The sequence below is a fragment of the Enterobacter cloacae complex sp. HYC074_NIDB genome (assembly GCF_056673345.1).
The window spans coordinates 595,871-617,787 of the sequence record NZ_CP114214.1; the positions used below are offsets into that span (position 1 = coordinate 595,871).

The 21,917-nt window shown below is 58.2% G+C and carries 20 protein-coding genes and 1 pseudogene; 7 read left to right on the forward strand and 14 right to left on the reverse strand.

The genetic code is table 11. From position 1 onward, the window contains the following. Nucleotides 1–85: 85 nt before the first annotated feature. Entirely contained in the window at nucleotides 86–2,470 is a 2,385-nt protein-coding gene (locus O1724_RS02885) for a beta-N-acetylhexosaminidase (RefSeq protein WP_126297121.1), read from the forward strand. A 94-nt stretch (nucleotides 2,471–2,564) separates the two neighbouring features. On the opposite strand, the gene gbpA is transcribed toward O1724_RS02885, so the two are convergent. The 5 genes from gbpA to O1724_RS02910 all read right to left on the reverse strand — a co-directional run bounded on the left by gbpA (nucleotide 2,565) and on the right by O1724_RS02910 (nucleotide 6,157). After that, the gene (gene gbpA / locus O1724_RS02890; RefSeq protein WP_126297120.1) at nucleotides 2,565–4,013 is read right to left on the reverse strand and encodes an N-acetylglucosamine-binding protein GbpA; all 1,449 of its coding nucleotides are present in this window, start codon (nucleotides 4,011–4,013) and stop codon (nucleotides 2,565–2,567) included. 138 nt (nucleotides 4,014–4,151) lie between these two features. Then, nucleotides 4,152–4,538: a 2-iminobutanoate/2-iminopropanoate deaminase gene (gene ridA, locus O1724_RS02895; protein ID WP_003863373.1), complete on the reverse strand. Its 387-nt coding sequence runs from the start codon at nucleotides 4,536–4,538 to the stop codon at nucleotides 4,152–4,154. 73 nt (nucleotides 4,539–4,611) lie between these two features. Further along, nucleotides 4,612–5,073, reverse strand: a complete 462-nt coding sequence (gene pyrI, locus O1724_RS02900; protein WP_003863370.1) for an aspartate carbamoyltransferase regulatory subunit — start codon at nucleotides 5,071–5,073, stop codon at nucleotides 4,612–4,614. A gap of 12 nt (nucleotides 5,074–5,085) precedes the next feature. Next, entirely contained in the window at nucleotides 5,086–6,018 is a 933-nt protein-coding gene (gene pyrB, locus O1724_RS02905; RefSeq protein WP_003863368.1) for an aspartate carbamoyltransferase, read from the reverse strand. A 34-nt stretch (nucleotides 6,019–6,052) separates the two neighbouring features. After that, nucleotides 6,053–6,157 (reverse strand): pyrBI operon leader peptide, encoded by a 105-nt coding sequence (locus O1724_RS02910; RefSeq protein WP_022646880.1) that lies wholly within the window; start codon nucleotides 6,155–6,157, stop codon nucleotides 6,053–6,055. Here O1724_RS02910 and O1724_RS02915 point away from each other — a divergent pair. Beyond that, a pseudogene (locus tag O1724_RS02915) lies at nucleotides 6,137–6,254 on the forward strand (hypothetical protein). The gene O1724_RS02910 and the pseudogene O1724_RS02915 overlap by 21 nt on opposite strands. A 3-nt stretch (nucleotides 6,255–6,257) precedes the next feature. Here the strand turns inward: O1724_RS02915 and O1724_RS02920 are convergent. The 5 genes from O1724_RS02920 to arcA form a co-directional block, all read right to left on the reverse strand. After that, nucleotides 6,258–6,737, reverse strand: coding sequence for an arginine repressor (locus tag O1724_RS02920; protein WP_126297139.1), 480 nt, complete (start codon nucleotides 6,735–6,737; stop codon nucleotides 6,258–6,260). Nucleotides 6,738–6,817: 80 nt separating this feature from the next. Further along, nucleotides 6,818–8,221 (reverse strand): YfcC family protein, encoded by a 1,404-nt coding sequence (locus O1724_RS02925; RefSeq protein WP_003863365.1) that lies wholly within the window; start codon nucleotides 8,219–8,221, stop codon nucleotides 6,818–6,820. A gap of 46 nt (nucleotides 8,222–8,267) precedes the next feature. Continuing rightward, nucleotides 8,268–9,272: an ornithine carbamoyltransferase gene (argF, locus tag O1724_RS02930; RefSeq protein WP_003863360.1), complete on the reverse strand. Its 1,005-nt coding sequence runs from the start codon at nucleotides 9,270–9,272 to the stop codon at nucleotides 8,268–8,270. A gap of 89 nt (nucleotides 9,273–9,361) precedes the next feature. Continuing rightward, a complete protein-coding gene (locus O1724_RS02935; RefSeq protein ID WP_003862918.1) occupies nucleotides 9,362–10,273 on the reverse strand; it encodes a carbamate kinase in 912 nt (303 codons plus the stop codon). Between the two features lie 10 nt (nucleotides 10,274–10,283). Next, nucleotides 10,284–11,504: an arginine deiminase gene (gene arcA, locus O1724_RS02940; RefSeq protein ID WP_023305333.1), complete on the reverse strand. Its 1,221-nt coding sequence runs from the start codon at nucleotides 11,502–11,504 to the stop codon at nucleotides 10,284–10,286. Between the two features lie 674 nt (nucleotides 11,505–12,178). Between arcA and O1724_RS02945 the strand changes: the two genes are divergently transcribed. From O1724_RS02945 to O1724_RS02965, 5 genes are all read left to right on the forward strand, one after another. Beyond that, entirely contained in the window at nucleotides 12,179–12,631 is a 453-nt protein-coding gene (locus tag O1724_RS02945; RefSeq protein ID WP_023315297.1) for a YhcH/YjgK/YiaL family protein, read from the forward strand. A 239-nt stretch (nucleotides 12,632–12,870) separates the two neighbouring features. Beyond that, nucleotides 12,871–13,779: a 2-keto-3-deoxygluconate aldolase gene (yagE, locus tag O1724_RS02950; protein ID WP_045345907.1), complete on the forward strand. Its 909-nt coding sequence runs from the start codon at nucleotides 12,871–12,873 to the stop codon at nucleotides 13,777–13,779. 14 nt (nucleotides 13,780–13,793) lie between these two features. Further along, nucleotides 13,794–15,761: a xylonate dehydratase YagF gene (gene yagF, locus O1724_RS02955; RefSeq protein ID WP_126297119.1), complete on the forward strand. Its 1,968-nt coding sequence runs from the start codon at nucleotides 13,794–13,796 to the stop codon at nucleotides 15,759–15,761. A 226-nt stretch (nucleotides 15,762–15,987) separates the two neighbouring features. Beyond that, nucleotides 15,988–17,370, forward strand: a complete 1,383-nt coding sequence (locus tag O1724_RS02960; RefSeq protein ID WP_126297118.1) for an MFS transporter — start codon at nucleotides 15,988–15,990, stop codon at nucleotides 17,368–17,370. 11 nt (nucleotides 17,371–17,381) lie between these two features. Then, entirely contained in the window at nucleotides 17,382–18,992 is a 1,611-nt protein-coding gene (locus O1724_RS02965) for a glycoside hydrolase family 43 protein (protein WP_126297117.1), read from the forward strand. 4 nt (nucleotides 18,993–18,996) lie between these two features. Here O1724_RS02965 and xynR read toward each other — a convergent pair whose 3' ends face one another. The 4 genes from xynR to argL form a co-directional block, all read right to left on the reverse strand. After that, nucleotides 18,997–19,755, reverse strand: a complete 759-nt coding sequence (gene xynR, locus O1724_RS02970) for a DNA-binding transcriptional repressor XynR (RefSeq protein ID WP_045894205.1) — start codon at nucleotides 19,753–19,755, stop codon at nucleotides 18,997–18,999. Between the two features lie 175 nt (nucleotides 19,756–19,930). Continuing rightward, nucleotides 19,931–20,365: a DUF3828 domain-containing protein gene (locus O1724_RS02975; RefSeq protein WP_063944771.1), complete on the reverse strand. Its 435-nt coding sequence runs from the start codon at nucleotides 20,363–20,365 to the stop codon at nucleotides 19,931–19,933. 453 nt (nucleotides 20,366–20,818) lie between these two features. Continuing rightward, nucleotides 20,819–21,823, reverse strand: coding sequence for an ornithine carbamoyltransferase (gene argF, locus O1724_RS02980; RefSeq protein WP_126297116.1), 1,005 nt, complete (start codon nucleotides 21,821–21,823; stop codon nucleotides 20,819–20,821). Then, a complete protein-coding gene (gene argL / locus O1724_RS02985; RefSeq protein ID WP_213014347.1) occupies nucleotides 21,793–21,888 on the reverse strand; it encodes a putative translational regulatory protein ArgL in 96 nt (31 codons plus the stop codon). Before argL ends, argF (O1724_RS02980) begins: the two co-directional genes overlap by 31 nt. Between the last annotated feature and the right edge of the window lie 29 nt (nucleotides 21,889–21,917).

Below are 21,917 nucleotides of genomic sequence, written 5' to 3' on the forward strand. Positions count from 1 at the left end.
CGTCGGCGCATTCGCTTGACGACAATTTGAGCGCATGTTAACAGAATGTTTTGCCTGTATTTGGCCCGTCAGATAAGGAACATTCATGTTACGGTACAGTCTCTTAACCGCCGGGCTTATGCTCGGCGCCTCCGCCTTTGCCGCACCGGCAGGCGACCTTCCCTTAATGCCCTGGCCTGCGAAGGTTGAACGCCCGACCACTCAGGGCGCGCTGGAGCTTAACAATCAACTCACCGTGAGCGTAAGTGGCGACGATCTGGGGGATGCGGTCAACCGCCTGCGCCAGCGCATCGCCCTTCAAACCGGCTGGACGCTACAGCCGCAGGCCGAAAAACCTGACAAGCCGACCATCCGCATCGCCATCGCCAAAAAGGTGAAGCCGCAGCCGCTGCCGGACAGCGATGAGAGCTATAAACTCACGGTGGACGCCAACGGCGTAAATATCTCCGCCAATACCCGCTTCGGCGCGCTGCGCGCCATGGAAACCTTGCTTCAGCTGATGCAGAACGGCGCCGAAAACACCTCGATCCCGTGGGTGACCATTGAAGATTCGCCGCGCTTCCCGTGGCGCGGGCTGCTGCTCGATTCGGCGCGCCACTTCCTCCCGATTCCGGATATTAAACGCCAGATCGACGGCATGGCCGCGGCGAAGCTCAACGTGCTGCACTGGCATTTGACCGACGATCAGGGCTGGCGCTTCAGCTCAAAGCGCTACCCTAAGCTGACCCAGCTTGCCAGCGACGGGCTGTTCTACACCCCTGAGCAGATGCGCGAGATTGTGCGTTACGCTGCCGAGCGCGGCATACGCGTGGTGCCGGAAATTGATATGCCGGGCCACGCCTCGGCGATTGCCGTCGCCTACCCGGAGCTGATGAGCGCGCCGGGGCCGTACGCCATGGAGCGCCACTGGGGCGTGCTGAAGCCAGTGCTGGATCCCACCAAAGAGGCAACTTATACCTTTGCCGACGCGATGGTCAGCGAACTGGCGGCGATCTTCCCGGATCCATATCTGCATATTGGCGGCGATGAGGTTGACGACAGCCAGTGGAAAGCGAACGCTGCGATCCAGAGATTCATGCGCGACAATAAACTGGCGGACAGCCACGCGTTGCAGGCGTATTTCAACCGCAAGCTGGAGACGATCCTTGAGAAGCACCACCGGCAGATGGTTGGCTGGGATGAGATCTACCATCCCGATCTGCCGAAAAGCATTCTGATCCAGTCCTGGCAGGGACAGGACGCGCTGGGGCAGGTGGCGCAGAACGGCTATAAGGGCATTCTCTCAACCGGTTTCTACCTCGATCAGCCGCAATCCACCGCCTACCACTACCGCAATGAAATTGTGCCGCAGGGGCTGAACGGCGTGGATGTGATAGCGGACACCGACAGCGTCCAGAGCTGGGCTTTCTCCATGCCGCGCCTGAAGGGCAAGCCGGTGGAAGGTAGCTTTACGCTGGTGAAAGGCGATGCTGGCTGGCGCGGATTTATTGATTTTGCCGGGAAATCGCGTCGGGCGGTGGATAACATTCAATGGCGGGACGACAATCAGGTAACGTTTACCGTTGATACCTGGATGGGTGAAACGCGTCCGGTCGTTTCTGTTGAGAACGATAAGCTCAGCGGCTATTTCCTGGTGGGTAACGCCCGCTACCCGATTAACGGCACGCGTCTGGACGCGGTCCCAAAAGGCATACCGCCGGTGGTGCCGGACCCGGCGAACGAGGCCAATCTGCTCGGCGGTGAAGCCGCGCTGTGGGCGGAAAACGTGGTCGCGCCGGTGCTGGATATCCGTCTGTGGCCGCGCGCCTTTGCGGTGGCGGAGCGGCTATGGTCGGCGAAGGACGTCAACGACATCGACAACATGTATACCCGGCTCCAGGCGATGGACAGCTGGTCGACGGTGTCGGTTGGACTACAGCAGCATACCCAGCAGCAGGTGCAGTTCACGCGCCTCGCCAACAATGCGGATACCCTGCCGCTGCAAATTCTCGCCCAGGCGCTTGAACCGGCGCAGTATTACACTCGCCAGCATCTTAAGTTCCAGGCTGGAAACTATCATCAGTTTGAGCCGCTCAACCGGCTCGCTGATGCGCTAAACCCGGAAAGTGCGACCGGGCGTCAGATGAATAAATGGGCGGACCGTCTGGTGAGCGACGCGGAAGACACGGAAAGCGCCGACGCGCTGCGCCACGTCTTTAACCGCTGGCAGAGCAACACCAGCGACGCGCTGGCGCTAAGCGAAAACAGCTATCAGCTGAAGGCGATCAAGCCGGTGATTCAGGAAGTCGACAAGCTTTCGTCGATTGGCCTGCGGCTGACGGATCTGGTGGCGCGCCAGGGCACGCTGGATGATAAAGAGATTGCGTCGATCCAGAGCGAACTGGATAACGCGGCGAAGGTTCAGGACGAGGTGGTGATTGCGGCGGTGTACCCGCTGGAAACGCTGCTGCGCGCGACGCGGAATCAGTAGTAAAGAACCCTCACCCCAGCCCTCTCCCAAAGGGAGAGGGTGTATAAATTCCCTCTCCCTTTGGGAGAGGGTTAGGGTGAGGGAATCAGATCACTCAGTTCTTCAGCACCCACGCCTCTCTCCAGTGCGCGCCCACGCCTGGTTCAAACTGGTTTGCGGTTGGGCTGTACTGCACGCAGTAGCCGCTGAACGGGACAGGCCTGCATTCGTAGGTCTTACCGTCTTTCGGCTGTAGCACTACGGTGCCCGCTTTGTAGGACGCGACGTTATCCGGGAAGATAAAGTCATGCGGGCCGTTGCTGTCCGCCGCGTCGCTTTCCAGCATCAGATCCAGCACGTCCTGCGCGAACAGGGTGCCGTCTTTGTTGGTGGCGTAGTATTTCAGCATATGGTGCCCCGCCGTGACGTCAGTCAGGGTCATGGTCACGTCCTGGCTGGCGTTATTCATCTCCTGCTTCAGATACCCCTTTTCCGCACCGCTGTGGTTCATCACGTGCGCTTCAACGTTCACGTCGCCTTTGGTGTTCACGTGGAAGGTGACGGATGCCTTGCCATTCTCGATTTTGCTGTAGTGCAGGTTAGATACAGCGATGGTTTCATTCACTTCCGCCTTCTGCTCTTCGTACGAAATCGCAACGGACTGGAGGGCGCTGCCGTCTTTGACGAAGACGCTGTTCGCGCCGTGAACCGGGCTAATTTCGCCCGCCTCATCCTTCACCCCGACACGCACATCGCTGTACGCGGCGTTGATCTTCTGCGCCAGATCGTAGGACCACTGGTTCGCATCCTCCTGGGCAACGGAGCCGATGGACAGCTCGGTACGCAGGGCGGCAACTTCCCCGTTGGCGTCGAAGAAGCGTGCAATCACTTTATCGCCCGTGTTCAGGTTATTCCCGGCAATCTGTCCGCTCAGGGTTTTACTCCACTGGGATATCACCGCTGGGGTGCCGTCCGGCGTGACGTTGCCGCCGTTACCGAAATCAACGTCAATGGCCTGATAGAAACTGTTTGCGGTATCCGCAATTTCCCACACGCCATAAATAACCTGGTAGCCCGTACGTTCCGGGACATTACAGGTCATGGATTTTGTCATCGCCGGTGCCTGACCATTTCCGTTAATAGTACAGAACGGCGTTAATTCGAACTGGTCACGGGTCAGCGGTTTATTGGGGTCCCAGTTTTGTTTGGTAATGTAATAACGCCAGTTGGTGGTTTTATGCGGCGCGGTATGGTGCCAGACAAATTCATGCGGGCCTGCCGTCATGGGATTTTTGGTCCAGGCGTTCAGGCTCTGCTTATCAAGCTGGGAGTAGCTGGCAATACCGGCGCTGGCAAGCTGGCCGTCAGGCGGCATCGCACCCGTCGGGAAGCCGGAGGCCTTTTCTACGCTCTGCGGTTCATATTGTACAGAGCCACAGTCAATATTCTTGCCGAGCTTACACATATAAGCGCGGCTGGCAGGGGATTCTATATATCCGTGTGCAAGTGCGGAAGACGCAACCGTTAATGTGGTAACCGCCAGCGCAATTTTAGAGAGTTTCATTCATCATCCATTAATTAGAATAGAGCAAGGCAGCGTCAGTCTATTAATGGAGTGGCGGATGCGTCATTTCCCGGAGAGAGTAAAAATGGTCGAAATAAAAAAAGGCAGCCTGAGCTGCCTTCTCTTTCCTGTAATAAATTAGCGACGTACGGCAATCGCTTCAATTTCAATTTTCACGTCTTTTGGCAGACGCGCCACTTCCACGCAGGAGCGCGCCGGGAAGGTCGCGTTGTGCTCGGTGAAGAACGCTTCGTAAGTGGCGTTAACGGTCGCAAAATCATTCAGATCTTTCACGAACACGGTGGTTTTGACGATATCGCCCACTTTCAGACCGGCAGATTCGACGATCGCCTGCACGTTTTCCAGCGACTGACGCGCCTGCGCCGCTACGTCGGCGGGTACTTCACCGGTTTTTGGGTTCACCGGGATCTGGCCAGAAGTGATGATCATGCTGCCCAGATCAACGCCCTGAACGTATGGGCCGATAGCCGCTGGTGCATTTTCCGTCGCGAGTACTTTGCTCATTTTTTCTCCAGAATTACAGCGTTAAGAATGTTCCCGGCCATTATAACAGCCGGGATTTCATTACCAACCTCAATTAGTTGGCCAGCACCACATAATGAGAAAACTCTTTTTCGCAGTATTTGCATTTGAGTGCGATGTCATTGGCGCGCTTTTTCACTGCGAAACTGGAGGAAACCGGCTCAGCATGACTGATGCAGTTGCTGTTCGGGCAGACCAGCACGCTTTCGATGCGATCCGGCAGGCTTGGGCGGGATTTGCCCACCACGTCGTAATCGTCGATGCGGTTAACCGTGGCGTCCGGCGCGTACAGCGACAGCTGGTTAACCTGCTCGTCGGTCAGGAAAGTGTTCTCGATCTTGATCAGGTCTTTGCGGCCCATCTCGCCCGACGGCAGGTTCAGGCCGATGGTGATGCGCTGGTCGGTTTCGGTCAGTTTGAACAGCGTCAGCAGCTTAAAGCCCACCTGCGCAGGGATGTGGTCAATCACGGTGCCACGCTTGATGGCTTCAACCTGGAGTTTGTTATCGTGTGTCATGGTCGTCTCCCCTTACAGAGCTAATTCGCGATTCAGAACCAGTGCCAGTAACGCCTGGCGGGCGAAGATGCCGTTTCCGGCCTGCTGGAAGTACCAGGCGTGCGGCGTTTTATCCACGTCTGTGGTGATCTCATCGATGCGCGGCAGCGGGTGCAGCACCTTCATGTTGTCGCGCGCGCCCTCGAGGTCGCTGGCGCGCAGTACGAACTGCGCCTTCACGTTGGCGTACTCGGATGGGTCAAGACGCTCTTTCTGCACGCGGGTCATGTAGAGAATATCCACGTTGCCCATCACCTCTTCGATGCTGGCATGCAGGCTCCACGCGATGCCTTTTTCGTCCAGCATATCGAGAATGTACTGCGGCATCGCCAGCGCGTCCGGCGCGATGAAGAAGAAGCGGTTGCCGTTAAACTTCGCCAGCGCCTGGGTCAGGGAGTGGACGGTGCGGCCATACTTCAGGTCGCCGACCATGGCGATGTTCAGGTTCTCAAGCGTGCCCTGCGTCTCCTGAATGGTGAACAGATCCAGCAGGGTCTGCGTCGGGTGCTGGTTGGCACCGTCACCGGCGTTCAGCACCGGAATGCCGCCGGAAAACTCGGTCGCCAGACGCGCCGCGCCCTCCTGCGGGTGGCGCATCACAATCGCGTCGACGTAGGTGCTGATCACTGAAATGGTATCCGCCAGGGTCTCGCCTTTTTTACCCAGCGACGTGTTGCTGCTGTCAGAGAAGCCCACCACGCTCGCGCCCAGGCGGTGCATGGAGGTCTCAAAGGAGAGGCGGGTGCGGGTCGAGGCTTCAAAGAAGCAGCTCGCAATCACCTTGTGCTTCAGCAGCTCCGGTTGCGGATTGGCCTTCAGTTTTGCCGCGGTTTCCAGAACCAGTTCCAGCTCTTCGCGGCTGAGGTCGTTTATGGAAATGATGTGTTTTTGATAAAGCGGATTCATGTTTATCTCCTGACGCCGGGCAAAAAAAAGCCCCTCAAATGAGGGGCTCTGGGAATAGGTTTAGCAACGGGAAGAAAAACGGCAGGCCAGCGTCTGATTTCAGACGCGGTAAGACGTTATGTCGTACACGCTTGACCATGCTTCCTCCCGGCAAATTGTCGGGCATTATACGCAGCTCGCTTTTGGGATCAAGCGATTTAATGCACGCTTTACTCAATGCAAACGGTTCTTTATGAATATTAATGCGTTATGAGTAAATAATTAATTTGCTTATGCACCAGCGCGGTGCGCTTCACTATGCGGGGCGCGACCCAGACAATACTGCTTCCGGCCACCACGCCTAAAATTTCCGGTAACTGGTGATAATCCAGAATACGCGCCACCGCGCGGCCATATCCGGCGACGGTATGGATAAGGATAAATTCGCTGTTGTGCTCCACGCTCACCACCATTTCAGAGACGGTACGCGCCGCATCGGGGGCCGGGCGTAGCTGGGGATTCAGCGAATAAATCTTTAGCCCTTTGGCATTGCGAATTTTTATGACACCAAGCAACTTGAGCAGACGTGAAACGGTGGACTGGCTGATGGTCTCAAAACCCCGCTCCTGTAAGTCGCGGCGGATCTCTTCCTGGGAGAGATAGCTCTTTTCCGCGATCAGACGCTGGCAGACCGTTAGCTGTAGTTGCTCTTTGGGAGAGTACTCTTCGTAATCCATCATAGTTCCCATATCAGTTCCCGAAATAACCGGTGGCACCGCACCGATCCGTAGGCCGGATAAGCGCAGCGCCATCCGGCAAATCACAACAAAGCGCCCAGGCTTAACGCCACCATAATCACCACCGTTAAAATCCCCAGCAGCGGCGCGACCCATTTCAGATAACGCACGTAGGGCACGCGGGCGATAGCCAGCCCGCCCATCACGACGGCAGAGGTGGGAGTGATCAGGTTAACGATGCCGGACGCCGACTGGTAAGCCGTAACCACCAGGTCGCGGTTGACGTTAGCGAAATCGGCAAGGGGCGCCATGATCGGCATCGTCAGAACGGCCAGGCCGGACGAAGAAGGCACAAGAAACGACAGCACCACTTCCAGCCAGTACATCACGTTGATGAACGCCACCGTCGACAATCCGGTGACCATTCCCTCGGCGCTGTGCAAAATGGTGTGGGTAATCATGCCCTTATCCATGATCACTACGATACCGCGCGCGATGCCGATAATCAGCGCGACGCCCAGCAAATCTCGCGCGCCGTTGATAAAGGTTGAGGTCAGCTCCTCTTCGCTCATGCGGGCGATCAGCCCGACGATAATGGCGCTGGCGAGGAACACCGCCGAGATCTCCGCCATCCACCAGCCCAGCACCGCCACGCCGTAGATCATCACCGCGAAGGCGAGGGCGAAGATCACCAGGATGAGTTTGCGCACCGGGGTAAACTCCAGCGACTGCTCGCCCTTGTTGCCGAGGAAGTGGGCGCGGTTCTCTTCCTGCTTATCCGCCACGATCGACAGCGACGGATCCTTGCGCACCTTACGGGCGTAACGCATTACCCACGCCACGCAGATGATCCAGCCGATCACCAGCAGCGCGATGCGCAACATGATGCCGTTGGTGAAGGGGATCCCGGCGGCGTTGGCGGCGATCACCGTGGCGAACGGGTTGATGGTGGAGCCGAGGGTGCCGATCCCCGCGCCGAGCAACACGGTAGAGGCCGCAACCACCGGATCGAACCGCGCCGCCAGCATCACCGGCACCAGTAAGGTATAGAAGGGCAGCGACTCTTCTGCCATGCCGTAAATCGTGCCGCCCGCGGCAAACAGCGCCATCAGGATCGGGATCATCCACTCTTCGCGGCCGCGCAGCCGGGTGGTGACGCGCTCGATCCCGGCGTCTATCGCCCCGGTTTTGGTAACGATCCCGAGGAATCCGCCGATGATCAGAATAAACAGCGCCACGTCGATGGCTCCGGCCTGGCCGGATTCCGGATCGTACAGCCCGGCAATCGGCGCCATCAGCACGGAGACCAGACCTTGCGGGTGCGCTGCCACGTGCGCGTAGGTGCCAGCAACCGGCACTTCTTTACCGAGCGCCTCGTTCATTGCCATATGGTACTGCCCGGCCGGAACAATCCACGTCAGCACGGCAACCACGGCAATCAGAAAAAAGAGAATGGTGTAAGCGGAGGGAAACTTGAACTTGCCCATGATGTTCTCCTGAACCCGGCGCACCCCGCGGCGCGTCGGGCGGTGATTAGTCGCCGAGTGTCGCCACCATGACCGCTTTAATGGTGTGCATGCGGTTCTCTGCTTCGTCGAAAACGATGGAGTTCGGGGATTCAAAGACCTCCTCCGTCACTTCCAGCCCCTTCAGCCCGTACGCCATCTCGATTTCGCGGCCCACTTTGGTGTGCTCGTTGTGGAATGCCGGCAGGCAGTGCATGAACTTGACGTTCGGGTTACCGGTGGCCTTCATCACGTCCGCGTTAATCTGATATGGCTTCATCAGGCTGACGCGCTCGGCCCAGGCTTCCTTCGGCTCGCCCATGGAGACCCACACGTCGGTGTAGAGAAAATCGGTCCCCTGCACGCCTTCTTCCACGTCGTCGGTGAGGGTGATGCGCGCGCCCGTCTCTTTCGCAATGGCGCGGCACTGCTCAACCAGGCCTGCCTCCGGCCAGAAGGATTTCGGCGCAACGAGGCGGATATCCATCCCCATCTTGGCCGCACCGACCATCAGCGAGTTGCCCATGTTGTTGCGCGCGTCGCCGAGATAGGCAAAGCTCAGCTCCGGCAGGGTTTTGCCCGGGGAGTGCTCCAGCATGGTCATCAGATCGGCGAGAATTTGGGTCGGGTGGAACTCGTCGGTCAGGCCGTTCCACACCGGCACCCCCGCGTACTCGCCCAGCTCTTCAACGATGGCCTGGCCGTAGCCGCGATATTCGATGCCGTCATACATGCGGCCCAGCACGCGGGCGGTGTCTTTCATCGACTCTTTATGGCCAATCTGCGAGCCGCTTGGGCCGAGATAGGTGACCTGCGCGCCCTGGTCGAACGCGCCCACTTCGAAGGCGCAGCGGGTGCGGGTGGAGGTTTTTTCAAAGATCAGGGCGATGTTTTTCCCGACCAGGGTTTGCTTCTCGCGCCCGGCTTTTTTGGCGGCCTTGAGCTCGATGGCGAGGTCGATCAGGTACTGGATCTCCGCCGGGGTGTAGTCCAGCAGTTTCAGGAAGTTGCGGTTTTTCAGGTTAATGGTCATGGGGAAATCCTTTTTAAAATTTGTGCTGTCTGATGCCCTCACCCCGGCCCTCTCCCTGTGGGAGAGGGTTAGGGTGAGGGGAAAACGACTCAGTTACGAATCAACGTGCCTTTCTCGCCCGCCAGGATCTCCGCGCCGTCATTCAGCGCGCCGATCCCGGCAATGCCGCCGCAGGCCTCAACAAACTCGCGGCAGGCGGCTACTTTCGGCCCCATCGATCCGGCGTCGAACTGCATGCCTCTGAGCAGCTCCGGCGTCACCTGCGCCAGCGGACGTTGGGTTGGCTTGCCCCAGTCGAGGTACACCGCGTCGGCATCGGTGAGGATCAGCAGGGCGTCGGCCTCGATCTGGCGCGCCAGCAGGGCGGCGGAGAGGTCTTTGTCGATCACCGCCTCAATGCCGCGATAGCCGTTGGCGTTTTCCACCACCGGCACGCCGCCGCCGCCGTTGCAGATCACCAGATGGTCGCGCTGGATAAGCGCCGTGATGGCGTCGCTCTCGACAATGCGCTTCGGCTGCGGAGAGGGCACCACGCGGCGGAAGTAGCTGCCGTCGGCCTTAAACACCCAGCCTTTCTCCGCGGCCAGCGTTTTTGCCTGGGCTTCGCTGTAGACCGGGCCGATGTACTTGGTCGGGTTACTGAAGGCCGGGTCGGCGGCGTCCACTTCCACCTGCGTGAGCAGGACGCTGACCTCGCGCTGGGGCAGATTGTTTTTCAGCGCCTGCTGGAGCATGTAGCCGATCATCCCCTGGCTTTCGGCGCCGAGAACGTCCAGCGGGTAGGGCGTGACTTTGTCGTAGGCGCTGTTTTGCAGCGCCAGCAGTCCGACCTGCGGGCCGTTGCCGTGCACCAGCACCACGCGCCACTGCTCCGTTAAGCCGGCGATGGTGCGGGCGGCCTGCTCGATGTTCTGGCGCTGGATGTCCGCTTCAAGCGGTTCGCCGCGCTTGAGCAGCGCGTTGCCGCCAAGGGCCACAACCAGAGTGGGTTTTCGTTCCATGATGGCTCCTTTAAATTCCGTCGCGTTCCAGTGGGCAGCTCATGCAGCGTGCGCCGCCGCGACCGCGTCCCAGCTCGTCGCCCGGGATCGGCAGCACGGTGATGCCCGCCTTGTCGTACTTCTCGTTGGTCCAGACGTTGCGCTCGTAGCCGATCACCACGCCCGGGCGGATGGTCAGGACGTTGTTAGCGTCGTTCCACTGCTCGCGTTCGGCTTCAAAGGCATCGCCGCCGGTGGTGATCAGACGTACCTGGTTAATGCCGAGCGCTTTCTCGATGGCGTGCAGCAGGTCGGTTTCCTGGGTGCGCAGCAGGCCGCCGCGGCCGTCCGGGGTGAGCGTCCAGCACTGGGCGTCTTTGCGCACCACTTCCGGGTAGACGGAGAAGGTATCCACGTCGATGTGGGTCATGACGGTGTCGAGGTGCATGCAGGAGCGGTGTTTTGGCAGCTCAACGGCAATCACGCGCTCGGCCTGGCGGTGTTTAAACAGGCTGTTAGCGAGGAACTCCACGCCCTGCGGGGTGGTGCGTTCGGACATGCCGATCAATACCGCCCCGCGACCAATCACTAATACGTCGCCGCCTTCTAAAGTGGCGTGGTCGTAATTAATATTCTCGTCGCCGAAATACTTAATAAACTCGCCGTCGGCAAATGCGGGATGCCAGCGATATATTGCCCGCAGGTTATTCGTTTCACGCTGGCGGGCGGGTTTCGCCATCGGATTAATGGAGACGCCGTTATATATCCAGCAGGAGGTATCGCGGGTAAATAAGTGGTTCGGCAGCGGCTTCATAATAAAATCATTCGCCGTGTGGGTATCGACCACCATATTTTTAATGGCCGCCGGAATTTCACCGTAGGTTAATCCGCCGCTTAACCTGCGCGCCAGTTCGCGGTGCGGCATATCCGCCAGCCAGCCGCGTACGTCGGCGGCGAAGGTTGGCCCCAGGCGATAGTCGGAGATTTGTGTTTCAAGAAGCCAGGCTTTTGCTTCCGCAATATCAAGCGTTTGCGTAAGAAGGTCGGTCAACAGGAGGACTTCCACACCCTGCTCGCGCAGCGTGTTTGCGAAGATGTCATGCTCTTCACCCGCCCGTTCAACCGAGAGCACGTCATCAAATAACAGCTCCTGACAGTTTGAGGGAGTTAACCGTTTCAGACTTAAATTAGGACGGTGCAGCATAACGCTACGCAATTGACCAATTTCAGAACCGACGTAATGCTTTTCCATAATTATTCCTTTAACTTTTTTCAGAATAAAAAGGGCATGCGCCATGTGAGGTGTTTAATTTCATGGCGGCTAAGCTCAATAGATTTCGTGAGTTATAGTAGGCGCTTAAATAATGGTTATTGTGACATTGCTCACGCGAAAACCGATATTGATGAGTTTGTTTTCAATTGCATGATTCGTATCAGATAATGATTAATTTCATATTATTACGGGATGAATAGCTAAGCAGGAACGGGTGGCAATATTTGAGTTTGTTATTATTATGTAGAATTACACGTTTTGAAATATTTAGTTATATGGTTGATTTTAATAGATAAAATGTTGATTCGGGAATAGCTATGCAATAATGACAGTTAACTATTTTTCACTTAAGATAAATCAATAAATAATTATGGATTTTTAAAGGAAATAACCAAAGTGATAAAGTGTGATATGCCAACAGGTTTTGTGAGTTACGTTTTAAATTCAGTGAGTTAGACCCTATGTGCAAAGTGCATGAAATGAGGTTATGCATAACCACTGCATAAATGCCTGTGTGCAATTAACAGTGGATTAACACATTTCCCGATAAACATGCGCTGACGCAAATCTTGTCAAAAAAGGGCTGGTATGGAAGAAGCAATTCTCGTATAAAACATGAAAATGAAACAATGTTTTAATCTGAGGGTTGTATCATGATTATTGGCAATATTCATCATCTCCAGTCCTGGCTGCCAGAAGAGCTGCGCCAGGCCATTGAGCACGTTAAGGCCCACGTCACCGACGCAACGCCGACCGGCAAGCACGACATCAATGGCAACAGCCTGTTTTATCTGGTTTCGGAGGACATGACCCAGCCGTTCGCCGAGCGTCGTGCTGAATACCATGCACGCTATCTGGATATTCAGATTGTGCTGAAGGGTCAGGAAGGGATGACCTTCAGTACCCTGCCGCACGGTACGCCGGACACCGACTGGCTGGCGGACAAAGACATCGCGTTCCTGCCGGAAGGCGAGCAGGAGAAAACCGTGGTGCTGAGCGAAGGGGATTTTGTGGTGTTCTGGCCGGGTGAGGTGCATAAGCCGCTGTGCGCGGTGGGGGCACCTGCTAAGGTCAGGAAAGTGGTTGTTAAAATGCTGGTGGAGTAATTTTCCCTCACCCTAACCCTCTCCCACGGGGAGAGGGAACTTTTACACCCTCTCCCCGTGGGAGAGGGCCGGGGTGAGGGCACCAGACCGCACCCACGCATAATGTGATCCAGCTTAAACTTCCCGCACTCCCTCCTCATCTCTCATTTACCTGCGCTTTTCCTGCGTCATAGTATGATCGTTAATTTAACGAACGCTGTTCTACAATGTAGAACAAAATGATTCAATAAGGAGATCACATGCCGCAGTCCGCGTTGTTCACGGGTATCATTCCCCCTGTCTCCACCATTTTTACCGCCGATGGCCAGCTCGATAAGCAGGGCACCGCCGCGCTGATCGACGATCTGATCAAAGCAGGCGTCGACGGCCTGTTTTTCCTGGGCAGCGGCGGCGAGTTCTCCCAGCTCGGCGCCGAAGAGCGTAAAACCATTGCCCAATTTGCTATCGATCATGTCGATCGTCGCGTGCCGGTCCTGATCGGCACCGGCGGCACCAACGCCCGGGAAACCATTGAGCTGAGCCAGCACGCGCAGCAGGCAGGGGCGGACGGCATCGTGGTGATCAACCCTTACTACTGGAAAGTGTCGGAAGCGAACCTGATCCGCTATTTCGAGCAGGTGGCGGACAGCGTCACGCTGCCGGTGATGCTCTATAACTTCCCGGCGCTGACCGGGCAGGATCTGACCCCGGCGCTGGTCAAAACCCTGGCCGACTCGCGCAGCAACATCGTCGGCATCAAAGACACCATCGATTCCGTGGCCCACCTGCGCAGCATGATCCACACCGTCAAAGCCGCCCATCCGCACTTTACCGTGCTGTGCGGCTACGACGATCATCTGTTTAATACCCTGCTGCTCGGCGGCGACGGGGCGATCTCGGCCAGCGGCAACTTTGCCCCACAGGTGTCGGTAAATCTTCTGAAAGCCTGGCGGGATAAAGACGTGGCGAAAGCGGCTGAGTATCATCAGACCCTGCTGCAAATTCCTCAGATGTATCAGCTGGATACGCCGTTTGTGAACGTCATTAAAGAGGCGATTGTGCTCTGCGGCCGCCCGATTTCTACCCACGTGCTGCCGCCCGCGTCACCGCTGGACGAGCCGCGCAAGGCGCAGCTGAAAACCCTGTTACAACAGCTCAAGCTCTGCTGAGCCGGACGATAACGATGACCATTGAGAAAATTTTTACCCCACAGGACGATGCGTTTTATGCGGTGATCACCCACGCGGCGGGGCCACAGGGCGCGCTGCCGCTGACCCCGCAGATGGTGATGGAATCCCCCAGCGGCAACCTGTTCGGCATGACGCAGAACGCCGGGATGGGCTGGGATGCCAACAAGCTGACCGGCAAAGAGGTGCTGATCATCGGCACCCAGGGCGGGATCCGCGCCGGAGACGGACGCCCGGTCGCGCTGGGCTACCACACCGGGCACTGGGAGATCGGCATGCAGATGCAGGCGGCGGCGAAGGAGATCACCCGCAACGGCGGGATCCCGTTCGCCGCCTTCGTCAGCGATCCGTGCGACGGGCGCTCTCAGGGCACGCACGGCATGTTCGACTCCCTGCCGTACCGCAACGACGCGGCGATCGTGTTTCGCCGCCTGATCCGCTCCCTGCCGACACGCCGGGCGGTGATTGGCGTGGCAACCTGCGATAAAGGGCTGCCCGCCACCATGATCGCGCTGGCCTCCATGCACGACCTGCCGACCATTCTGGTGCCGGGCGGGGCGACGCTGCCGCCGACCGTGGGGGAAGACGCGGGCAAAGTGCAGACCATCGGCGCGCGCTTCGCCAACCATGAACTCTCCTTGCAGGAGGCCGCCGAGCTCGGCTGTCGCGCCTGCGCGTCGCCGGGCGGCGGCTGCCAGTTCCTCGGCACGGCGGGCACCTCGCAGGTGGTGGCCGAAGCGCTGGGGCTGGCGCTGCCGCACTCCGCGCTGGCGCCGTCCGGGCAGGCGGTGTGGCTGGAGATCGCCCGCCAGTCGGCGCGGGCAGTGAGCGAGCTGGATAACCGTGGCATCACCACGCGCGATATCCTCACCGATAAAGCCATCGAAAACGCCATGGTGATCCACGCGGCGTTCGGCGGCTCGACGAATTTACTGCTGCACATCCCGGCCATCGCCCACGCGGCGGGCTGCACGATCCCGGATGTAGAGCACTGGACGCGCGTCAACCGCAGGGTGCCGCGCCTGGTCAGCGTGCTGCCCAACGGCCCGGACTATCACCCGACCGTGCGCGCCTTCCTCGCGGGCGGCGTGCCGGAGGTGATGCTCCACCTGCGCGATCTCGGTCTGCTGCACCTGGACGCCATGACCGTCACCGGCCAGACGGTGGGCGAGAACCTCGACTGGTGGCAGAGCTCGGAGCGCCGTAAGCGCTTCCGCCAGTGCCTGCGCGAGCAGGACGGCGTGGAGCCGGATGACGTGATCCTGCCGCCGGAGAAGGCAAAAGCGAAAGGGCTGACCTCGACGGTCTGCTTCCCGACGGGCAACATCGCGCCGGAAGGATCGGTGATCAAGGCCACGGCGATCGACCCGTCGGTGGTGGGTGAAGATGGCGTTTACCGCCACACCGGCCGGGTGCGGGTGTTTGTCTCGGAGGCGCAGGCGATTAAGGCCATCAAGCGGGAAGAGATTAAGCAGGGCGATATCATGGTGGTGATCGGCGGTGGACCGTCCGGCACCGGCATGGAAGAGACCTACCAGCTCACCTCCGCGCTGAAGCACATCTCGTGGGGCAAGACGGTGTCGCTCATCACCGATGCGCGCTTCTCGGGCGTGTCGACGGGCGCCTGCTTCGGCCACGTATCGCCGGAGGCGCTGGCGGGAGGGCCGATTGGTAAGCTGCGCGATAACGACATCATTGAGATTGCCGTGGACCGCCTGACTCTGACCGGTAGCGTGAACTTCATCGGTACCGCGGACAACCCGCTGACGCCGGAAGAGGGGGCGCGCGAGCTGGCGCGGCGGCAGACGCACCCGGACCTGCACGCTCACGACTTTTTGCCGGACGATACCCGGCTGTGGGCGGCATTACAGTCCGTGAGTGGCGGCACCTGGAAAGGCTGTATTTATGACACCGATAAAATCATTGAGGTAATTAACGCCGGTAAAAAAGCACTCGGCCTTTAATTATTTTTTGAGAGAAAGTCGCCTGCGGAAAATATTCCGCGGGCGGTTTTTACTTGTCTTTAATTTACTAATTTAAACAATGACTTATGATATATCGTTGGCGTCACAAAAGCGAAATAACGTAATTCAGAAATAAGATATGACCATTGCTGGTTAATTGAGCAGCTCATTACACTCCAGTAACACAATGTTGTAATTCAGCACACTACATAAGGGTGTAATTCTGATGACGCAATTAACCATGAAAGACAAAATTGGCTACGGGCTGGGTGATACCGCCTGCGGCTTCGTCTGGCAGGCCACGATGTTCCTGCTGGCCTATTTCTACACCGACGTGTTCGGTCTCTCCGCGGGCATAATGGGGACGCTGTTTTTAGTTTCCCGCGTGCTCGACGCCGTGACCGATCCGCTGATGGGGCTGCTGGTAGACCGCACCCGCACGCGGCACGGCCAGTTCCGCCCGTTCCTGCTGTGGGGCGCCATCCCGTTCGGCATCGTCTGCATGCTGACCTTCTACACGCCGGACTTCTCCGCGCAGGGCAAAATCATCTACGCCTGCGCGACCTACATTCTCCTGACCCTGGTTTACACCTTCGTTAACGTCCCGTACTGCGCCATGCCGGGGGTGATCACCGCCGACCCGAAAGAGCGCCACGCCCTTCAGTCCTGGCGTTTCTTCCTCGCCGCCGCGGGGTCGCTCGCCATCAGCGGCATTGCCCTGCCGCTGGTAAGCATCATCGGCAAAGGGGACGAGCAGGTGGGCTATTTCGGCGCCATGTGCGTGCTGGGAATGACCGGCGTGGTGCTGCTCTACGTCTGCTTCTTTACCACCAAAGAGCGTTACACCTTTGAGGTGCAGCCGGGTTCGTCGGTGGCGAAAGATCTTAAGCTGCTGCTGGGCAACGGTCAGTGGCGGATCATGTGCGCCTTCAAGATGATGGCGACCTGCTCCAACGTGGTGCGCGGCGGGGCGACGCTCTACTTCGTGAAATACGTGATGGATCACCCGGAAATGGCGACCCAGTTTTTACTTTACGGCAGCCTCGCCACCATGTTCGGCTCGCTCTGCTCGTCTCGTCTGCTGGGCCGCTTCGACCGCGTCACCGCCTTTAAGTGGATCATCGTCGCTTACTCGCTCATCAGCCTGCTGATTTTCGTCACGCCAGCAGAGCATATTGCCCTGATTTTCGCCCTCAACATCCTGTTCCTGTTCGTCTTTAACACCACCACGCCGCTACAGTGGCTGATGGCCTCTGACGTGGTGGATTACGAGGAGAGCCGCAGCGGTCGCCGCCTCGACGGGCTGGTGTTCTCCACCTACCTGTTCAGCCTGAAGATTGGCCTGGCGATTGGTGGGGCGGTGGTGGGCTGGATCCTGGCCTGGGTGAACTACTCCGCCAGCAGTAGCGTGCAGCCGGTCGAGGTGCTGACCACCATCAAAATTCTGTTCTGCGTGGTGCCGGTGGTGCTCTACGCGGGCATGTTCATCATGCTGTCGTTCTACAAGCTCACCGACGCCCGCGTGGAGGCCATCAGCCAGCAGCTGATCAAGCACCGCGCGGCGCAGGGCGAGGCCATTCCCGACGCCGCGACAGCCGCATCCCATTAACCGGAGGCAACATGGAAATTACTAACCCAATCCTGACCGGCTTCAACCCGGACCCGTCCCTGTGCCGCCAGGGCGAGGACTACTACATCGCCACCTCGACCTTCGAGTGGTTCCCGGGCGTGCGCATCTATCACTCCCGCGATCTGAAAAACTGGTCGCTGGTCAGCACCCCGCTGGACCGCGTGTCGATGCTGGACATGAAGGGCAACCCGGACTCCGGCGGCATCTGGGCGCCGTGCCTGAGCTACGCCGACGGCAAATTCTGGCTGCTCTACACCGACGTGAAGATTGTCGATTCGCCGTGGAAAAATGGCCGCAACTTCCTCGTCACCGCGCCGTCCATTGAGGGGCCATGGAGCGAGCCGATCCCGATGGGCAACGGCGGGTTCGATCCGTCCCTGTTCCACGACGACGATGGCCGCAAATACTACCTCTACCGCCCGTGGGGGCCGCGCCACCACAGCAACCCGCATAACACTATCGTGATGCAGGCGTTTGACCCGCAGACCGGCACCCTCTCGCCCGAGCGCAAAACGCTGTTTACCGGCACGCCGCTCTGCTACACCGAAGGGGCGCACCTGTATCGCCACGCGGGATGGTACTACCTGATGGTTGCCGAAGGCGGCACCAGCTACGAGCACGCCGTCGTGGTGCTGCGAGCAAAAACCATCGACGGGCCGTACGAGCTGCACCCGGACGTGACGATGATGACCAGCTGGCACCTGCCGGAGAACCCGCTGCAAAAGAGCGGCCACGGCTCGCTGCTGCAAACCCACACCGGGGAGTGGTATATGGCCTACCTTACCAGCCGCCCGCTGCGCCTGCCCGGCGTGCCGCTGCTGGCCTCCGGCGGACGCGGCTACTGCCCGCTGGGGCGCGAGACCGGCATCGCCCGCATTGAATGGCGCGACGGCTGGCCGTACGTGGAGGGCGGCAAGCACGCGCAGCTGACCGTGAAAGGCCCACAGATGGCGGAGCAGCCCGCCGCCGCTCAGGGCAGCTGGCGGGATGATTTCGACGCCAGTTCGCTTGACCCTGAATTGCAGACCCTGCGCATTCCGTTCGACGACACCCTCGGCTCGCTCACCGCCCGTCCCGGCTATTTACGGTTGTACGGCAACGACTCGCTCAACTCGACCTTTACCCAGTCGACCGTGGCGCGCCGGTGGCAGCATTTCACCTTCCGGGCCGAGACGCGGATGCAGTTCTCGCCGGTCCACTTCCAGCAGAGCGCGGGGCTGACCTGCTACTACAACAGCAAAAACTGGAGCTACTGCTTTGTGGATTACGAGGAGGGGCAGGGCAGAACGATTAAGGTGATCCAGCTTGACCACAACGTGCCGTCATGGCCGCTGCACGAGCAGCCGATTCCCGTGCCGGAGAGTGCGGAGAGCGTCTGGCTGCGCGTGGACGTGGATACGCAGGTCTACCGCTACAGCTACTCGTTTGACGGCGAGACGTGGCACGCCGTGCCGGTAGCGTATGAGGCGTGGAAGCTGTCGGATGACTATATCGGCGGGCGCGGCTTCTTCACCGGTGCGTTTGTGGGGCTGCACTGCGAGGACATCAGCGGCGACGGCTGCCACGCGGACTTCGACTACTTCACCTACGAGCCGGTTTAACGGCTCAGGCCGGGTAGCCCAGCGCGCGTGACAGCGCGAGCCCGGCCTGCTGAAGCTGCTCGCGGAAATCAGCCAGCTCTGCGTCGTCCACGCGCGAGGTCAACGTCGACAGGCTCAGGGCGGCGATGACGCGGGATTCGTGGTTCCACACCGGCACCGCCACGCAGCGCACGCCCTGCTCGTTCTCTTCGCTATCCAGGGCATAGCCCTGCTCGCGGGTCTGCGCCAGGGCGCTCATTAAGGCTTCGCGAGAGGAGAGAGTAGCGGGCGTAAAGGTGGTGTACTGATAGCTCTCAAGCAGGGTGTTCAGCTCGGCCTCGCCCAGCCAGGCAATCAACACCTTGCCGATGGCGGTGGCGTGAACCGGCAGGCGGCGGCCGATGCGCGAATAGGCGATGGCGGCCAGCTTGCCTTCAATCTTCTCGATATAAACCCCTTCACGCCCGTCCAGGATCCCCAGATGCGTGGTCTGCCCGGTCCGCCGGGACAGCTCCGTCAGCCAGCCTTTCGCCTTCTGGCGAATATCGATGGAGCCCACGACAAAATGCCCGCGCTCGACCAGCTTCATGCCGAGGCGATATTTGCCGTTCTCCGGGTTCTGATCGATATAGCCGTGAAGCTGGAGTGTTTTCAGCAGCGAGTGGAGGGTACTCTTGCTCAGCCCCATCAGTTTGCTGATGTCGGTGATCTTAAGCTCGGTGGCCTGCTCGTTGAACAGGTCGAGGATCTGCAACGCACGTTCAACAGACTGAATAATCGGCATAATGCTGGCATGTCCACGCTGGAATGAAGGCGAAAACGTACCTTTTTCGGGGTGAAAAATCAATGAAATGGCGCCGATGTTCTCCCTCTCCCCGTGGGAGAGGGCCGGGGTGAGGGCATCAGGCCGCAGCGCCATCCGGCAACAAAGGCGGCTACATTATTGTTAGCGGGGGACATCAATTATTATCCCGAGCGGCGACAGACTGGATTTTCCAGACCCCATCTTCTTTAACCATGCAATCAATGACTGTGTGCTGGGTCTTTTTGCCAAACGTGATATTCACGTTTACACAGACCGGGTCTGAATCATACGAATCAATAGCCACATTCTCAGCCCAGTCCTCGCCGATATATTGCGATTTCATAAAAAAATCAGCCTCGTAAAATTCAGCGTCGGCATAACGGGGATCGTCTGCATGACGTAATTTTTTCATGGTACTGGCCGTAACGAACTTATCGATTTCATTTCCCTCCTGGATAGGATAATGTTCGTTGTTAACCTGTTTGACGTACCAGCGATTGAATTCAAGGGCGCGCTGCATCGGTATCTGAAAATCTTCGGCCCCCAATGCGGCTGTGCTGAATAACACAAGAAAAATGAGTTTATTCATTTTAATAATGCCTGTATAAGGTTATTGCTGGCTGGAGTTGGCGATAGGTTTGCCCCTTCGATTTTAAGCCCTCCGGCTCGAATGGTGGCGGCGATTGCTCGAGCGCAATCGTGTCCAGTATGGGTTAGTGCGTGGCTACGGGCGTATGACACAGCTTCATGCTTATTCCATGACATGAATAATCCTTATTAAGGAAATGCAGCAATAAGGAAATATTACGCCGATAATATACGGTGTTTTGTAATTGATAATGACCTGATATTAACCATTATCTACTCAGTAAATAATGGTTAATAAAAACATAAATTCTTATTATGGTTAATGCCTATCTGAGAAAGCGTCAGTAAAATGAATTTTTCTGCCCGACGATAACGCTGTTGTCGTTTTTAGTGTTTTCTCCCTCTCCCCGTGGGAGAGGGCCGGGGTGAGGGCACCAGACCGCAGAGGAGTCAATCACTCCCCAAGCGTCGCCACCATCACCGCCTTAATCGTATGCATCCGGTTTTCCGCCTGGTCGAACACGATGCTCGCCGCCGACTCAAACACCTCGTCCTTCACTTCCATCCCGCCGTGCAGATCGAACTCCTTCGCCATCTGCTTGCCGAGCGTGGTCTGATCGTCATGGAACGCCGGCAGACAGTGCAGGAACTTCACGTCCGGGTTGCCGGTCAGCGCCATCATCTGCGCATTCACCTGATACCCGCGCAGCAGCGCAATCCGCTCCGCCCACTTCTCTTTGGCTTCGCCCATCGACACCCACACGTCGGTATAGATAAAGTCCGCGCCCTTCACGCCCGCCGCCACGTCTTCCGTCAGGGTAATCTTCCCGCCGTGCTTCTCTGCCAGCGCGCTGCACTCCGCCACCAGGCTCTCTTCCGGCCAGCAGGCCTTCGGCGCCACCAGACGCAGATCCAGTCCGGTCAGCGCCGCCGCTTCCAGCATCGAGTTGCCCATGTTGTTGCGCGCGTCGCCCGCGTAGACCAGCGTCATCTCGTTAAACGCCTTGCCCGGAAGGTGCTCCTGCATGGTCAGCAGGTCCGCCAGCAGCTGCGTCGGGTGGAACTCGTTGGTCAGCCCGTTCCACACCGGCACGCCCGCATACTGCGCCAGCGTTTCGACCACTTCCTGGCCGTGGCCGCGATACTGAATGCCGTCGTACATCCGCCCGAGCACGCGCGCGGTATCCTTAATTGACTCTTTATGCCCAATCTGGCTGCCGCTCGGCCCTAAATAGGTAACGCGCGCACCCTGGTCAAATGCGGCAACTTCGAAAGAGCAACGGGTACGGGTCGAGTCTTTTTCGAAGATGAGCGCGATGTTTTTACCGGTAAGCTTCTGTACTTCCTTGCCCTTTTTCTTATCGGCTTTGAGCTGTGCGGCAAGGGTCAGCAGAGAAGTGAACTGTGCAGGGGTAAAGTCGAGCAATTTCAGAAAGTGTTTCTTGTACAGATCAGACATTTTATCCTCACATGGCGAACGCCACTTATTGAATTAAAATTCACTTTATATGTGTAATTATTCATTTGCAACCCCGTTTCACAAATCTTTCCAA

What these genes read in the sequence shown, in the direction of transcription:
- argL (WP_213014347.1), bottom strand. Translation starts at nt 21,888, where the DNA reads ATGAATAATTACACATATAAAGTGAATTTTAATTCAATAAGTGGCGTT.
- O1724_RS02885 (WP_126297121.1), top strand. Translation starts at nt 86, where the DNA reads ATGTTACGGTACAGTCTCTTAACCGCCGGGCTTATGCTCGGCGCCTCC.
- yagE (WP_045345907.1), top strand. Translation starts at nt 12,871, where the DNA reads ATGCCGCAGTCCGCGTTGTTCACGGGTATCATTCCCCCTGTCTCCACC.
- O1724_RS02945 (WP_023315297.1), top strand. Translation starts at nt 12,179, where the DNA reads ATGATTATTGGCAATATTCATCATCTCCAGTCCTGGCTGCCAGAAGAG.
- argF (WP_003863360.1), bottom strand. Translation starts at nt 9,272, where the DNA reads ATGACCATTAACCTGAAAAACCGCAACTTCCTGAAACTGCTGGACTAC.
- O1724_RS02925 (WP_003863365.1), bottom strand. Translation starts at nt 8,221, where the DNA reads ATGGGCAAGTTCAAGTTTCCCTCCGCTTACACCATTCTCTTTTTTCTG.
- O1724_RS02910 (WP_022646880.1), bottom strand. Translation starts at nt 6,157, where the DNA reads ATGGTCAAGCGTGTACGACATAACGTCTTACCGCGTCTGAAATCAGAC.
- O1724_RS02965 (WP_126297117.1), top strand. Translation starts at nt 17,382, where the DNA reads ATGGAAATTACTAACCCAATCCTGACCGGCTTCAACCCGGACCCGTCC.
- gbpA (WP_126297120.1), bottom strand. Translation starts at nt 4,013, where the DNA reads ATGAAACTCTCTAAAATTGCGCTGGCGGTTACCACATTAACGGTTGCG.
- O1724_RS02935 (WP_003862918.1), bottom strand. Translation starts at nt 10,273, where the DNA reads ATGGAACGAAAACCCACTCTGGTTGTGGCCCTTGGCGGCAACGCGCTG.
- O1724_RS02920 (WP_126297139.1), bottom strand. Translation starts at nt 6,737, where the DNA reads ATGATGGATTACGAAGAGTACTCTCCCAAAGAGCAACTACAGCTAACG.
- ridA (WP_003863373.1), bottom strand. Translation starts at nt 4,538, where the DNA reads ATGAGCAAAGTACTCGCGACGGAAAATGCACCAGCGGCTATCGGCCCA.
- arcA (WP_023305333.1), bottom strand. Translation starts at nt 11,504, where the DNA reads ATGGAAAAGCATTACGTCGGTTCTGAAATTGGTCAATTGCGTAGCGTT.
- O1724_RS02960 (WP_126297118.1), top strand. Translation starts at nt 15,988, where the DNA reads ATGACGCAATTAACCATGAAAGACAAAATTGGCTACGGGCTGGGTGAT.
- argF (WP_126297116.1), bottom strand. Translation starts at nt 21,823, where the DNA reads ATGTCTGATCTGTACAAGAAACACTTTCTGAAATTGCTCGACTTTACC.
- pyrI (WP_003863370.1), bottom strand. Translation starts at nt 5,073, where the DNA reads ATGACACACGATAACAAACTCCAGGTTGAAGCCATCAAGCGTGGCACC.
- xynR (WP_045894205.1), bottom strand. Translation starts at nt 19,755, where the DNA reads ATGCCGATTATTCAGTCTGTTGAACGTGCGTTGCAGATCCTCGACCTG.
- O1724_RS02975 (WP_063944771.1), bottom strand. Translation starts at nt 20,365, where the DNA reads ATGAATAAACTCATTTTTCTTGTGTTATTCAGCACAGCCGCATTGGGG.
- pyrB (WP_003863368.1), bottom strand. Translation starts at nt 6,018, where the DNA reads ATGAATCCGCTTTATCAAAAACACATCATTTCCATAAACGACCTCAGC.
- yagF (WP_126297119.1), top strand. Translation starts at nt 13,794, where the DNA reads ATGACCATTGAGAAAATTTTTACCCCACAGGACGATGCGTTTTATGCG.